Consider the following 12,940-nt stretch of genomic DNA (forward strand, 5'->3'; position numbering starts at 1 on the left):
AAGGACACTATCATGGGCTTTTCGGTCAACACCAATACCGGCGCCATGGCGGCTCTCCAGTCGCTCAACGCCACTGCAAAGGGTCTTTCGACCGTCCAGAGCCGGATCAACACCGGCCTGAACGTGAGTTCGACCAAGGACGACTCGGCGACCTATGCGATCGCCCAGGACCTTCGCGGGGATCTGGGTGGCCTCAAGGCGGTGAGTTCCTCGCTCAGCCGGGCGAAGAGCGTCACCGACGTCGCGGTGGCCGGCGCGGAGCAGATCTCCGACGTCGTCAACCAGATGAAGACGCTGGCGAAGCAGGCTGCGGACTCCGGTCAGACGACCGAGGCACGGGCCGTCTTCAACAACGACTTCAAGGCGCTGCGCGACCAGATCACGACGATCGTCAACTCGTCGGAATTCAACGGGACCAACCTGTTGAAGACCGGCGGCGGGACGGTCAGCGCGCTCCAGTCGCTCTCGAGCACGGCAAGCTCGGGCAGCTATACCCCGGATACGCTGAACGTGGCGAACCTGGGTCTCGACCTGCCGGCGTCGGAAACGGCGTCGACGGGACCGACCACCGGCGCACTCGGCGCCAACTCCGAAGTCGACACGGCGGCGAAGGCCGCGAAGATGGTGGATACGCTGGACACGTTCAGCGCATCGCTGTCGACCAAGGTAGCCGGGCTGGGTTCCGCCTCGCGCAAGATCGACGCGCAGGTGGCGTTCACGAGCAAGCTGTCCGATACCGTCGAGGCAGGCATCGGCAATCTCGTCGATGCGGATCTGGCCAAGGAGTCCGCGAAGCTCCAGGCCCTGCAGGTCAAGCAGCAGCTGGGCGTGCAGGCACTGTCGATCGCCAACCAGGCGCCGCAGACGATCACCTCGCTGTTCCGTTAAGCGTAAGGGCGGCGCCGAAGCGTTCCCCAAACCGTGACGGCGCCGCATCGGGCCGGGAGAGGCGAAAGCCCCTCCCGGTCTTTTTTGGTTCGCGCGCGCGACCAGGGCTCTATCCCTGCGCGATCGTGCGCGGCATGATGTGGGCATGTCCAACATTCTCGTCCTCTATGGATCGTACCGGTCGGATCGCATGGGAATCCGGCTGGCGCGCTATCTGACCGACCGGCTCGTCGCGCGCGGGGACGAGGCCGAGCTGATCGACGCGAAGGCGATCGGGCTGCCGATGCTCGACCGGATGTACAAGGAATACGACCCCGGCACCGCGCCGCCCGCAATGGAGACGCTGGCGGCGAAGATCCGCGCGGCGGACGCGTTCCTGTTCGTGGTCGGCGAGTATAACTGGGGCATCCAGCCGGGGCTGAAGAACCTGACCGATCATTTCCTGGAGGAGTGGTTCTGGCGGCCGGCGGCGATCGCGAGCTATTCGGCGGGGCGGCTGTCGGGCGCGCTGAGCAACAGTATGTGGCACGCGATCCTGCCCGAAATGGGGATGCCGGTGATCTCCAGCACGATCACGGTCGGCCCGATCGGCGCGACGCTCGACGCCGATGCGCAGCCGATCGGCAAGGCAGGCGAGTCGCTGGAGCGCGCGTTCGGGCGGTTCGCGGACGATCTGGCGTGGTGGGCCGAGGCGGCGAAGGTGCAGCGGGCGCGGGGGGCGGTGCCGTATTAGAGCAGCCTCACCCACGCTCGCGGTTCGCCGGCTCGGGGCCGGCGCGCCTGCCGAGAGAGATCCCGGCTTTCGCCGGGATGACGTCTAGAGAAAATCAGCGCGCTTCGGCGAGCAGCGCCTGCGCCTCGGGGCCGGACCAGTCCATCTCGCCAGACACGCGCCAGAGTTCCTTGCCGCCTGCGTCGTAGAGGATCGTGGTCGGCAGGTTCGCCTGATAGGACAGGCTGAGCGCGGCCTTGGGATCGAGCCACGGCTTGAGGTGCGCGAACTTCGCTTTCGCGAAGAATGCCGCCACCTTGTCGCGCCCGTCGAGATCCTGCGCGACCGTCAGCACCGCGACGCGGTCGCCCAGCGCGGCGGCTGCGGTATCGAGCGTCGGCATCTCCTTGACGCATGGCGCGCACCACGTCGCCCACAGGTTGAGGAGGACGGGCTTGCCCTTGAACGCGGCGAGCGTGGTCGGCTTGCCGTCGGGCGCCTCGAACGCGAGCGCTGGCGCTGGCTCGCCCTTGTGGGTGCGATCGACCTTGCCGGCCGGGGCGGCGGCGGGTGCGGCGGGGGCCTCGTCCGCCGTCACCTCATCCGTGGCGGGCGCGGACTGCGTGTTCGCTTGCTCCACAGCCGGCGATTTCCTATCGCAGCCCGCGGCCGCCAGGGCCGCGACGAGGAGAACGGCAATTCCCGACCGGGACGACATCGACGGCACCTCGAATGCAATGTGGGGCGGGCGCTTCGCCGAAGGACCCGCCGCGGTGATGCGCGAGATAAACGCCTCGATTCCCTTCGACAAGCGAATGTGGAGGCAGGACGTCGCGGGCAGCAAGGCGCATGTCGTGATGCTCGCCGATCGGGGGATCGTGTCGGCTAACGACGGCGCGGCGATCGCGGCGGGACTCGAGACCGTCGCGGCGCATTATGCCGAACACGGCGTCGCCGAGGACATGGCGCTCGAGGACATCCACATGCAGACCGAGGCGCGGCTGGCCGACGCGATCGGTCCAGTGGCCGGGCGGCTGCACACCGCGCGGTCGCGGAACGATCAGGTTGCGACCGATTTCCGGCTGTGGGTGCGCGATGCGACCGACCAGGTGCTGGCGGCGTTGGCGGCGTTGCAGGAGGCTCTGCTGGGGCGTGCGGAGGAGCATGCAGACAGCGTGATGCCGGGTTTCACGCACCTCCAGAGCGCGCAGCCGGTGACGCTGGGGCATCACCTGATGGCGTATTTCGAGATGACGCGGCGCGACGTCTCGCGGTTCGCCGACAATCGCGCGCGGGCGAACCTGTGCCCGCTGGGGTCGGCGGCGCTGGCGGGAACCGGGTTTCCGATCGACCGTGAAGCGACCGCGACCGCGCTCGGGTTCGATGCGCCGACGCGCAACTCGCTCGATGCAGTGAGCGACCGGGATTTTGCGATCGATTACCTGATGGCGGCGGCGCAATGCTCGCTGCACCTCAGCCGGCTGGCGGAAGAGTTCGTGCTGTGGGCGTCGCAGCCGTTCGGGTTCGTGGCGCTGAGCGACCAGTGGTCGACGGGCAGCTCGATCATGCCGCAGAAGCGCAATCCCGATGCCGCAGAACTGGTGCGTGGGCATAGCGGGCGGATCACGGGGTGCCTCGTCAGCCTGATGGTGACGATGAAGGGCCTGCCGCTCGCCTATTCGAAGGACATGCAGGACGACAAGCCGCCGGTGTTCGAGGCGCACGACCTGCTCGCGCTGTCGATCGCGGCGATGACGGGGATGATCGAGAGCGCGACGTTCCGGACCGACCGGATGCGCGGGCTGGCGGAGAGCGGCTTCGCGACCGCGACCGATCTGGCGGATTGGCTGGTACGTGAAGGCGGGGTCCCGTTCCGCGAGGCGCATCATATCACGGGCCGTGCGGTCGCGGCGGCGGAGGCCGCGGGCGTGAAGCTCGACCAGCTGCCGATCGCGACGCTGCGCGCGATCGACGCGCGGATCGACGAGCGGGTCTATTCGGTGCTGTCGGTCGATGCGTCGGTGGCGAGCCGGACGAGCTTCGGCGGCACCGCGCCCGCCAATGTGCGCGCGGCGATCTCGGCGGCGCGGGAGGAACGGCGATGAAGCGGCTTTTGGTCGTGGCAAGCGCGTTGGCGCTCGCGGGTTGCGGATCGGCGGGCAAGCTGATGCCTGCCAAAGGCGAGACGCTGCCGGTCGCCCCCTATGGCGCGACCGCGACGCCTACGCCGGACGACCTGCTGCGCGCGTCCGTACAGGCCCGCCCTTCTCGCAGCGACGAAGTGCTGACCAATTCCTCGCAGCGTCGGTCCGACGAGTTCGACCTGCCCCCCAGATGAATGGCACCATGACCGGAACCGATATGTTTACGCACAAGGGTGGCGCGCTCCATTGCGAGGACGTCGCGCTCGCTGCCATCGCCGACACGGTCGCGACGCCCGTCTATGTCTATTCCGCCGCGATGTTCCGTGCGCAGGCGCGCGCCTTCCGCGACGGGCTGGCGGGAGCGGGCAAGGTGCATCTCGCCTATGCGATCAAGGCGAACCCGAACCTTGCGGTGCTGAAGCTGATGGCGGCGGAGGGCTATGGCGCCGACGTCGTCTCCGGGGGCGAACTGGCGCGCGCGCTGGCGGGCGGGATCGCGGCGAAGGACGTGGTGTTCTCGGGCGTCGGCAAGACCGAGGGCGAGCTGTCCTACGCGCTCGACGTCGGCATCGGCCAGTTCAACATGGAGCTGGAGGAGGAGGGCGAGGTGCTCTCCGCGCTGGCGGTCGCGCGGGGGCGGCGCGCGCCGGCAGTGTTGCGCGTGAACCCGGACGTCGATGCGGGGACGCACGCCAAGATCTCGACCGGCAAGAAGGAGAACAAGTTCGGCGTCGCGATCGACCAGGCGCCTGCGATGTTCGACCGGCTGGCGAAGCTGCCCGGCCTGAACCTGCGCGGCGTGGCGATCCATATCGGGAGCCAGCTTTCGGATCTCGCGCCGCTGCGTGCGGCCTATGCGCGGGTGGGCGCGCTCGTCGCCGAGTTGCGCGGGGCGGGGCACGCGATCACGCATGTCGACCTGGGCGGCGGCCTCGGCGTGCCGTACCGGGTGGGCGACGTCTTTCCGTCGTGCGCGGAGTACGGCGCAATGGTCGCCGAGGTGACGCGGGGCTGGGATGTCGAGCTGATGTTCGAGCCGGGGCGGCTGATCTCGGCGAATGCGGGCGTGCTGCTGACCAAGGTGATCTGGGTGAAGCCGGGGGCGGTGAACCCCTATGTGATCGTCGACGCGGCGATGAACGACCTCGCGCGGCCGGCGCTCTACGATGCGTGGCACGATTTCGAGCCGGTCGTCGCGACCGAGGCGACGATGCTCGCCAATATCGCCGGGCCGGTGTGCGAGAGCGGCGACACGTTCGCGATGGGGCGCGAGATCGGGGTGGTCGCGCGCGGCGACCTTGCGGTGTTGCGGTCGGCGGGCGCCTACGGCGCGACGATGGCGTCGACCTACAACAGCCGCGCGCTGGTGCCCGAGGTGCTGGTGGACGGCGATCGTTTCGCGGTGGTGGCGGACCGGATCGCGCCCGAGACGGTGGCTGCGGCCGAGCGCGTGCCCGACTGGCTGTGACGCTCCCCGATCGCTTGCACAGCCTGCCGCTGTTCGTCCGGTTGCAGGGCCGCGCGGTGATCCTCGTCGGCGAGGGCGAGGCGGCGGATGCGAAGCGGCGGTTGCTGGAGCGCGCGGGCGCGGTGGTGGTCGGGGAGCAGGCCGAAGCCGCGCTGGCAATCGTCGCGGTCGAGGATGAGGGCGAGGCCGGGGCGGCGGTGGCGCGGCTGAAGGCGCGCGGCGTGCTGGTCAACGCGGTCGACCGGCCTGCCTTGTGCGATTTCACTCTGCCCGCGATCGTCGACCGGGCGCCGGTGCTGGTCGCGATCGGGACGGGCGGGGTGTCCGCGGGGCTGGCAGCGGCGCTGCGGCAGCGGCTGGAGGCGATATTGCCGGCGGGGCTGGGGCACGTCGCGGACGGGCTGTTCACAGCGCGGGTGGCGTTGAAGGCGCGGTATCCGGATGGCGCAGCGCGGCGGCGGGCTTTGGCGGAGGCAATGCGCGCGGGGGGCGTGCTGGATCTGCTGGTGGAGCAGGATCCGTCCTCCGTCCCGTCCGCCCTGAGCTTGTCGAAGGGCGGCCCGGGCTTTGCGGAGGCGGCGACTGAGACAGGCGGAGAGCGCCCTTCGACAGGCTCAGGACGAACGGAGGAGAGGGAACGAGCACAGGCTGGCGTGATGCGTCTTGTGCTCGTGTCCCCAGACCCGGACGACCTCACGCTGCGACAGGCGCGGTTGCTCGCGAACGCGGATCGCGTGTGTCATCGCGCCGACGTTCCGCCCGCCATCCTCGATCGCGCGCGTGCCGATGCCGCGCGCGAATGTTGTGAGGTGGCCCCACACGCCGGGGAGGGCCTCACCCTGTTCGTGGAGATGGCATGAGCGGCTTCGGATACCGGATCACCGGGGGCAAGGGCGAGAAGGTAGGGGTGCGCGAGGCGCTGACCTGCAATGCCGACTTCGTCTGGGTGCACCTGTCGACCACCGCGGAGCATGCGCAGGCATGGCTGCGCGAGGATGCCGCGCTGCTCGACTATCTGCTCGAGGCGCTGACCGCGAGCGAGACGCGGCCGCGGTGCGAGGCGATGGCGGACGGCGCGTTCCTGAACCTGCGCGGGCGGACCGAGGAGGAACTCGATTCGTCGGACATGTTGGCCTCGGTGCGGATCTTCGCGTCGAAGGGGCGGGTGATCTCGGTCACGCGCAAGCACTTGCTGGCGACCGATGCGGTGGAGAAGGCGATCGGCGAGGGGCGGATCCAGGATCCGGGTGACCTCATCACCGAATACGCGACCGCGATCACGAGCGATCTCGATCCCGAGGTGGCGGCGCTGGGCGACCGGCTCGACGATTGCGAGCAGACGCTGGATACCGATCACGTCTTCGAGCATCGCCGCGCGGTGACGGGGGTGCGCGTCGCCGCGATCGGCTATCGCCGCTTCCTGTCGCCGCAGCGGACCGCGCTGGAACGGCTGGCGGAACTGCCCGGCGACTGGCTGGGCGACGACGACCGCGCGCACCTGCGCGCCGCCGCGGACCGCGCGGCGCGGATGGCGGAGGAACTGGAGGCGATCCGCGAACGCTCCAGCCTGATGCACGAGGCGCTGACCGACCTGCGCGCGGAACAGCTCGATTCGCGCAGCCTCATCATCGCGATCGCGGCGATGGTGTTCCTGCCGCTGACCTTCCTGACCGGGCTGTACGGGATGAACGTGAAGGGGCTGCCGTTCGCGGAGGAGCCCTGGGCGTTCGACGCGATCGCAGGGGCGTGCGCGGTGATCGCGGTGGGAATCGTGGTGTATTTCGTGCGGCGGCACTGGTTGCGGGGGAATTGAGGCAGGCTTTGTCATCCCAGCGAAGGCCGGGATCGGGGGCAGCGGGTCGTTGCGCGCAGAGGAGAGAAACCCCGGCTTTCGCTGGGGTGACGAGCTCGGGCTTTACCCCCGCGGTTTCTTCTCCGCGAACGCCGACAGCACGCCGCGCATCGTGCGGACTTCCTGGCTCGACCAGCCGGGCTTGGTGAGGAGCGTGCGCAGCGTGCGCTTCGTCGCCTCGGTCTTGGCGGGCGGGAAGAAGAAGCCGGCGCGCTCGAGCATGCCGTCGAGCTGCGCGATCATCCCGTCCAGCTCCGATTGCGGTGCGGGGAGCGGCAGGTCGACCGTCGGCGGGCTGGCGAGCGACTGGTGCTTCGACCATTCGTACGCGACGAGGATCACCGCCTGCGCGAGGTTGAGGCTGCCGAACTCCGGGTTGATCGGCACGGTGATGATGGTGCGTGCGACCGCGACGTCGTCGGTTTCCAGCCCCGAGCGTTCGGGGCCGAACAGGATCGCGGAGCGGCCGGGGGCGGCGTGGATCTCCCGTGCGGCGATCTCGGGGGTGACGACGGGCTTGGTGATGCCGCGCTTGCGGACGGTGGTGGCGTAGACATGCTCGCAGTCGGCGACGGCGTCCGCGAGCGTCTCGTAGAGCTTCGCCTCGCGCAGGACGACGTCTGCACCCGATGAGGCGGGGCCGGCGGCGGGATTGGGCCAGCCGTCGCGCGGGGCGACGAGGCGGAGTTCGGTGAGCCCGAAATTGAGCATCGCGCGCGCGGCCTTGCCGATGTTCTCGGCGAGCTGGGGGCGGACGAGGACGATGACGGGGTGGCTCGCGCGCTTTCCGCCGGCCTCGTTCTCATCCCCGTTCGTCCTGAGTAGGGGCTGAGCTTGTCGAAGACCCATATCGAAGGACTTGCGCGCGAGTTGCCGGACGGCGTCCCAGTTTCCCGCGATGAGCGCTTCCTTCTTCGCTCGGGTCCAGCCCTTGATTTGCTGTTCCGCGGCGATTGCCTCGGCGCGGGTCGGAAAGTCCTGCGACCAGACGAGCGTAACGGGAAGGCGGGTGCTGGTGTAGCCTTCGATCGCGCCGATTTCGTGCTGGGCGATCCGGCGTTCGAGCCCGTCAGTGTGGCCGGCATAGTAGCTGCCGTCGGCACAGCGCAGGAGGTAGGCGTGGAACGACAAGGCGGGCGGGTCCTTCGATACGCGTCTTCGACTTCGCTCAGCCGCTACTCAGGACGAACGGTGGGGGGAAGACAAAATACGGTATTCACCCCCGCCCAGCTTCCTCCACCGTCCCTGCGAACGCCTCGAAATCCTTCGCCTCGCTGAAATCGCGATAGACGCTGGCGAAGCGGATATAGGCGACCGAATCGAGCGCCTTCAGGCCGTCCATTACCAGTTCGCCAATACGCTTCGACGAAATTTCCGCCTCGCCCAGCGTCTCGAGCTGGCGCTGGATGCCGCTGACGAGCTTTTCGACGCGGACCGGGTCGATCGGGCGCTTTCGGGTGGCGATCGCGATCGAGCGGAGGAGCTTGTCGCGTTCGAACGGCTCCTTGCGGTCCTCGCTCTTCACGACCGTCAGGTCGCGCAACTGGATCCGTTCGAACGTCGTGAAGCGCGCCGCGCAGCCTTCGCACTGGCGCCGCCGACGGATCGCCGCCCCGTCTTCGGTGGGGCGGCTGTCTTTGACCTGGCTGTCTTCATGGCCGCAGAACGGGCAACGCACGTTAGAGCTTGTTCCTCTTGCTGTAGGCGTAGGCGGCACCCGCGGCGGCGCCGATCAGCGGGCCGACGAAGGGGATCGGGATCGCGACGACGGCGCCCAGCGCGCCCCATTTCGCCATGCTCTTGCCGAGCCCGGGGGTGCCCTTCACGTTGGCTTGCACTTCGCCGATCTTCGAATCGATGTCTGACATGGTCGCTCCTCAGGAATAGATCGGGAACCGAGCGCACAGCGCGCGAACTCGTTCCCGGACATTCGCCTCGATCTGCGCGTCGCCCTGCTCGCCGTTCTTCGCGAGGCCGTCGAGAACGTCGGCGACCATGTTGCCGATCTCGCGGAACTCCGCGGTGCCGAAGCCGCGCGTGGTGCCGGCGGGGGTGCCGACGCGGATGCCGCTGGTCTTGACCGGGGGGAGCGGATCGTTGGGGATGCCGTTCTTGTTGCAGGTGATGCCCGCCCGCTCCAACGCCTCGTCCGCGTCCTTGCCCGTGATGCCGAGTGGGGTGAGATCGACGAGCGCGAGATGCGTGTCGGTGCCGCCCGAGACGATCTCCGCGCCGCGTTCCTTGAGCGTGGCGGCGAGCATCTTGGCGTTCTCGACCACCGCGGCGATGTAGCTCTTGTAGCCGGGCTCGAGCGCCTCGCCGAACGCGACCGCCTTGGCGGCGATGACGTGCATGAGGGGACCGCCCTGAAGGCCGGGGAAGACCGCCGAGTTGATCTTCTTGGCGATCGCCTCGTCGTCGGTCAGGATCATGCCGCCGCGCGGGCCGCGCAGCGTCTTGTGCGTGGTGGTGGTGACGACGTGCGCGTGGCCGAAAGGGGTGGGGTGGAGCCCGGCGGCGACGATGCCCGCGAAGTGCGCCATGTCGACCATGAAATACGCGCCGACCTTGTCCGCGATCGCGCGGAACTTCGCGAAATCGATGACGCGCGGATAGGCGCTGCCGCCCGCGATGATGAGTTTCGGCTTGTGTTCGATCGCGAGCGCCTCGACCTGATCGTAGTCGATCAGGTGCGTGGTGGCGTCGACGCCGTACTGGACGGCGTTGAACCACTTGCCCGACATCGCGGCGCGCGCGCCGTGCGTTAGGTGGCCGCCCGCGTCGAGGCTCATGCCGAGGATCGTCTCGCCCGGCTTGACCAGCGCGAGCATCACCGCGCCGTTGGCCTGTGCGCCCGAATGCGGCTGGACGTTGACGAATCCGCACCCGAAGATCGCCTTTGCACGATCGATCGCGAGCGTCTCGACCTCGTCGGAGGGGTGGCAGCCCTGGTAATAGCGCTTGCCGGGGTAGCCCTCGGCATATTTGTTCGTGAACACGCTGCCCTGCGCCTCCAGTACCGCCTTCGAGACGATGTTCTCGCTGGCGATCAGCTCGATCTGGGTCTGCTCGCGTTCCAGTTCGTGCGCGACGCCGGCGAAGATCGCGGGGTCCGCGTCCGCAAGACTGCGGGTGAAGAAACCGTCGGGCTGGACGTCGTGGAGGGTGGCGGGCTGGGTGCTCATGCGGGGACTTTCGTGATTAGCTTGTCGACGCGGTGTTGGTGGCGGCCGCCCTCGAACGGCGTGTCGAGGAACGCGGTGATGCAGGCGCGGGCCATTTCGACCCCGATGATGCGCGCGCCCATCGCGATCGCGTTCGCGTCGTTGTGGGTGCGGGCGAGCGCGGCGGAGAGCGGCTCGGACACGAGCGCGCAGCGGCAGGCGGGGTTGCGGTTCGCCGCGATCGAGATGCCGATGCCGGAGCCGCACAGCGCGATGCCGCGATCGGCGCTGCCGTCCGCGAGCGCGGCGGCGAGCTTGAAGCCGTAATCGGGATAATCGACGCTCGCGGTGCCGTCGGTGCCGAGATCGAGCACGTCTTGCCCCGAATCGCGCAGCCACGCGGCAAGCGCGGTCTTCAAGTCGACGGCGGCGTGATCGGACGCGATAGCGATGCGCAAGTCGGGCGCTCCTGACGGGATGACCGGGACGCCGCAGCCTTTAGCGACGCATCGGCACGATTGCCACAGCGATATGGGAACGTCCGACAGCGCTGGCGGTTAACATGGGTCAATCCGGGAGATCGGCGTGCGGCGAGTAGGATTTTTCGTGATGGCTTCGGGCGCATTGCTGGCGGCATGCGGGCCGGTGGGGACAGTGCCGGCAACGCAGAACGAAACCGTTGTCGCGCCCGCCCCGGTTCCGGCCACATCGGCGGCGCGCGATCTCTCGGGCCGGTGGATCGGTGTCGAGGGGATGTACCTCGTCGTGTCGCCGGCGGCGGGGGGTTATGCGCTCGAAATGCAATACGACCTCGATCACAAGCAGTCCGTGACCGGTCGCGCGACGGCGGACGGGATCGCATTCGATCGAGACGGCAAGACACTGACGCTGAAGCCGACCGACGGCGCGGCCACCGGGCTGAAATATCTGGCCGACAAGCGCGACTGCCTGACGGTCGCGCCCGGCGAAGGCTATTGCCGCGGATGACGCGGGCATGAGCGAGGAGCTGGAGATTTCCGCGGCCGCCCGTCTGCTGGGGTTTGCGGGACTGCTGCCGCAGCTATTCACCCTGCTCGTCATCGCGACCGGGATCGACGGGGCGCTCGGCGCGCTGCTGGCATTCGGCTATGCGGTCGTCATCCTGAGCTTCATCGGCGGCGCGTGGTGGGGTCTCGCGATGCGGGTGACGACGCCGCAGCCGCGGCTGGCCGCGATCGCCGTCGTGCCGACGCTGGTCGGGTTCGCGGCCATGATCGCGCGGGTGATGGGGCTGTCGTGCGGGTGGTCGCTCGTGCTGCTGGGGTCGGTGGTGATCCTGACGCTGCTGGTCGACCGGCAGCTGGTGCGCGACGGCATGGCGCCGGCGGGGTGGATGAGCCTTAGGGTGCCGTTGTCGCTGGGGCTCGGATCGATGACGATCCTGGCGGGCGTGCTGGCGCCGCATGCGGTGAGCCTGGTATATTCGAATTAGGCTTGGACGTGCGTGGTCAGGCGGCCTTGCGCAGTTCCAGCCGGTCCCAGATCTCGACCAGCGCCTGAGTCAGTTCGCGCATCATCGGCTCGGTGTGGGCCGGGCCGGGGGTGAAGCGCAGGCGTTCGGTGCCGCGCGGCACGGTCGGGTAGTTGATCGGCTGGACGTAGACGCCGTATTCGGCGAGCAGGATGTCGCTGATCTTCTTGGCCTTGACCGGATCGCCGACCATCAGCGGCACGATATGCGTCTCGCCGATCATCACCGGCAGGCCGGCGTCGCGCATCATCGCCTTGAGCATCGCGGCGGCGGCCTGCTGCCCGTCACGCTCGGCAGTGGAGCCCTTGAGGTGGCGCACGCTCGCCAGCACGCCCGCGACGAGGACGGGGGAGAGCGAGGTGGTGAAGATGAAGCCGGGCGCATAGCTGCGGATCACGTCGACGATCATCCGGTCGGTGGCGATATAGCCGCCCATCACGCCGAACGCCTTGCCGAGCGTGCCCTCGATGATCGTCACCCGGTCCGCGACGCCGTGCGCCTCCGAGATGCCGCCGCCGCGCGCGCCGTACATGCCGACCGCGTGGACCTCGTCGAGATAGGTCAGCGCGTTGTACGTGTCGGCGAGGTCGCAGATCGCCGCGATCGGGGCGACGTCGCCCTCCATCGAATAGACGCTCTCGAACGCGATCAGCTTGGGGACCATCGGGTCCTCCGCGGCGAGCAGTTCCTCGAGATGCGCAAGATCGTTGTGGCGGAAGACGCGCTTCTCGCAGCCCGAATGGCGAATGCCGGCGATCATCGACGCGTGATTGAGTTCGTCCGAGAAGATGACGCATCCGGGCAGGATCTTCGCGATCGTCGACAGCGTGGCGTCGTTCGAGACATAGCCCGAGGTGAAGATCAGCGCGGCGTCCTTGCCGTGGAGATCGGCGAGTTCGGCCTCCAGATCGACATGGTAATGCGTGTTGCCACCGATGTTGCGCGTGCCGCCCGAGCCGGCGCCGACGTCGTGCAGCGCTTCCTCCATCGCCGCGATCACCTTGGGGTGCTGGCCCATCGCGAGATAGTCGTTCGAACACCAGACGGTGACGGGCTTCGGCCCGTTGTGCCCCGCGAAGCAGCGCGCGCTGGGAAAGGCACCCTTGTTGCGCAGGATGTCGATGAAGACGCGGTAGCGCCCCTCGGCATGGAGGCGATCGATCGCCTGCGTGAAGACACGGGAGTAATCCACGCCGGGTACG

General features: G+C 68.5%; 16 protein-coding genes. 9 read left to right on the forward strand and 7 right to left on the reverse strand.

Annotation, left to right across the window (positions count from 1 at the left end; translation table 11 throughout):
• The first annotated feature begins 12 nt into the window (after window positions 1-12).
• Both ACV7NO_RS06620 and ACV7NO_RS06625 read left to right on the forward strand, forming a co-directional pair.
• Complete coding sequence (locus tag ACV7NO_RS06620) at window positions 13-888, forward strand: flagellin (protein ID WP_463405219.1); 876 nt, start codon at window positions 13-15, stop codon at window positions 886-888.
• A gap of 145 nt (window positions 889-1,033) precedes the next feature.
• On the forward strand, window positions 1,034-1,621 hold the full coding sequence (locus ACV7NO_RS06625) for an NADPH-dependent FMN reductase (RefSeq protein ID WP_463405220.1): 588 nt from the start codon (window positions 1,034-1,036) through the stop codon (window positions 1,619-1,621).
• Between the two features lie 94 nt (window positions 1,622-1,715).
• Here ACV7NO_RS06625 and ACV7NO_RS06630 read toward each other — a convergent pair whose 3' ends face one another.
• Window positions 1,716-2,240, reverse strand: coding sequence for a TlpA family protein disulfide reductase (locus ACV7NO_RS06630; RefSeq protein ID WP_463405221.1), 525 nt, complete (start codon window positions 2,238-2,240; stop codon window positions 1,716-1,718).
• 97 nt (window positions 2,241-2,337) lie between these two features.
• Here ACV7NO_RS06630 and argH point away from each other — a divergent pair, with 97 nt between their 5' ends.
• From argH to ACV7NO_RS06655, 5 genes are read left to right on the forward strand one after another with little or no spacing between them, the layout of a single operon-like run.
• Window positions 2,338-3,705 carry an argininosuccinate lyase gene (argH, locus tag ACV7NO_RS06635; RefSeq protein WP_463405222.1) on the forward strand — a complete coding sequence of 456 codons (1,368 nt, stop codon included), beginning with the start codon at window positions 2,338-2,340 and terminating at the stop codon, window positions 3,703-3,705.
• Window positions 3,702-3,938: a hypothetical protein gene (locus ACV7NO_RS06640; protein WP_463405223.1), complete on the forward strand. Its 237-nt coding sequence runs from the start codon at window positions 3,702-3,704 to the stop codon at window positions 3,936-3,938. The genes argH and ACV7NO_RS06640 overlap by 4 nt, the downstream gene beginning before the upstream one ends.
• 8 nt (window positions 3,939-3,946) lie before the next feature.
• Entirely contained in the window at window positions 3,947-5,212 is a 1,266-nt protein-coding gene (gene lysA, locus ACV7NO_RS06645; RefSeq protein WP_463405224.1) for a diaminopimelate decarboxylase, read from the forward strand.
• The gene (locus ACV7NO_RS06650) at window positions 5,209-6,072 is read left to right on the forward strand and encodes a precorrin-2 dehydrogenase/sirohydrochlorin ferrochelatase family protein (RefSeq protein ID WP_463405225.1); all 864 of its coding nucleotides are present in this window, start codon (window positions 5,209-5,211) and stop codon (window positions 6,070-6,072) included. The genes lysA and ACV7NO_RS06650 overlap by 4 nt, the downstream gene beginning before the upstream one ends.
• A complete protein-coding gene (locus ACV7NO_RS06655) occupies window positions 6,069-7,025 on the forward strand; it encodes a CorA family divalent cation transporter (RefSeq protein WP_463405226.1) in 957 nt (318 codons plus the stop codon). The genes ACV7NO_RS06650 and ACV7NO_RS06655 overlap by 4 nt, the downstream gene beginning before the upstream one ends.
• 102 nt (window positions 7,026-7,127) lie before the next feature.
• Here ACV7NO_RS06655 and ACV7NO_RS06660 read toward each other — a convergent pair whose 3' ends face one another.
• From ACV7NO_RS06660 to rpiB, 5 genes are all read right to left on the reverse strand, one after another.
• Window positions 7,128-8,195, reverse strand: coding sequence for a TrmH family RNA methyltransferase (locus ACV7NO_RS06660; protein WP_463405227.1), 1,068 nt, complete (start codon window positions 8,193-8,195; stop codon window positions 7,128-7,130).
• 85 nt (window positions 8,196-8,280) lie between these two features.
• Window positions 8,281-8,742, reverse strand: coding sequence for a transcriptional regulator NrdR (nrdR, locus tag ACV7NO_RS06665; RefSeq protein ID WP_463405228.1), 462 nt, complete (start codon window positions 8,740-8,742; stop codon window positions 8,281-8,283).
• A gap of 1 nt (window position 8,743) precedes the next feature.
• Window positions 8,744-8,932, reverse strand: a complete 189-nt coding sequence (locus ACV7NO_RS06670; RefSeq protein ID WP_463405229.1) for a hypothetical protein — start codon at window positions 8,930-8,932, stop codon at window positions 8,744-8,746.
• A 9-nt stretch (window positions 8,933-8,941) separates the two neighbouring features.
• Window positions 8,942-10,249 carry a serine hydroxymethyltransferase gene (glyA, locus tag ACV7NO_RS06675; RefSeq protein ID WP_463405230.1) on the reverse strand — a complete coding sequence of 436 codons (1,308 nt, stop codon included), beginning with the start codon at window positions 10,247-10,249 and terminating at the stop codon, window positions 8,942-8,944.
• Window positions 10,246-10,686, reverse strand: coding sequence for a ribose 5-phosphate isomerase B (gene rpiB, locus ACV7NO_RS06680; RefSeq protein ID WP_463405231.1), 441 nt, complete (start codon window positions 10,684-10,686; stop codon window positions 10,246-10,248). Before rpiB ends, glyA begins: the two co-directional genes overlap by 4 nt.
• A gap of 151 nt (window positions 10,687-10,837) precedes the next feature.
• Here rpiB and ACV7NO_RS06685 point away from each other — a divergent pair, with 151 nt between their 5' ends.
• The gene (locus tag ACV7NO_RS06685) at window positions 10,838-11,215 is read left to right on the forward strand and encodes a hypothetical protein (RefSeq protein ID WP_463405232.1); all 378 of its coding nucleotides are present in this window, start codon (window positions 10,838-10,840) and stop codon (window positions 11,213-11,215) included.
• A gap of 7 nt (window positions 11,216-11,222) precedes the next feature.
• The gene (locus ACV7NO_RS06690) at window positions 11,223-11,699 is read left to right on the forward strand and encodes a DUF3429 domain-containing protein (RefSeq protein ID WP_463405233.1); all 477 of its coding nucleotides are present in this window, start codon (window positions 11,223-11,225) and stop codon (window positions 11,697-11,699) included.
• A 16-nt stretch (window positions 11,700-11,715) separates the two neighbouring features.
• On the opposite strand, the gene hemA is transcribed toward ACV7NO_RS06690, so the two are convergent.
• Window positions 11,716-12,930: a 5-aminolevulinate synthase gene (gene hemA / locus ACV7NO_RS06695; protein WP_463407293.1), complete on the reverse strand. Its 1,215-nt coding sequence runs from the start codon at window positions 12,928-12,930 to the stop codon at window positions 11,716-11,718.
• Window positions 12,931-12,940 lie beyond the last annotated feature (10 nt).

Source organism: Sphingomonas sp. Ell38C01, from assembly GCF_055231975.1.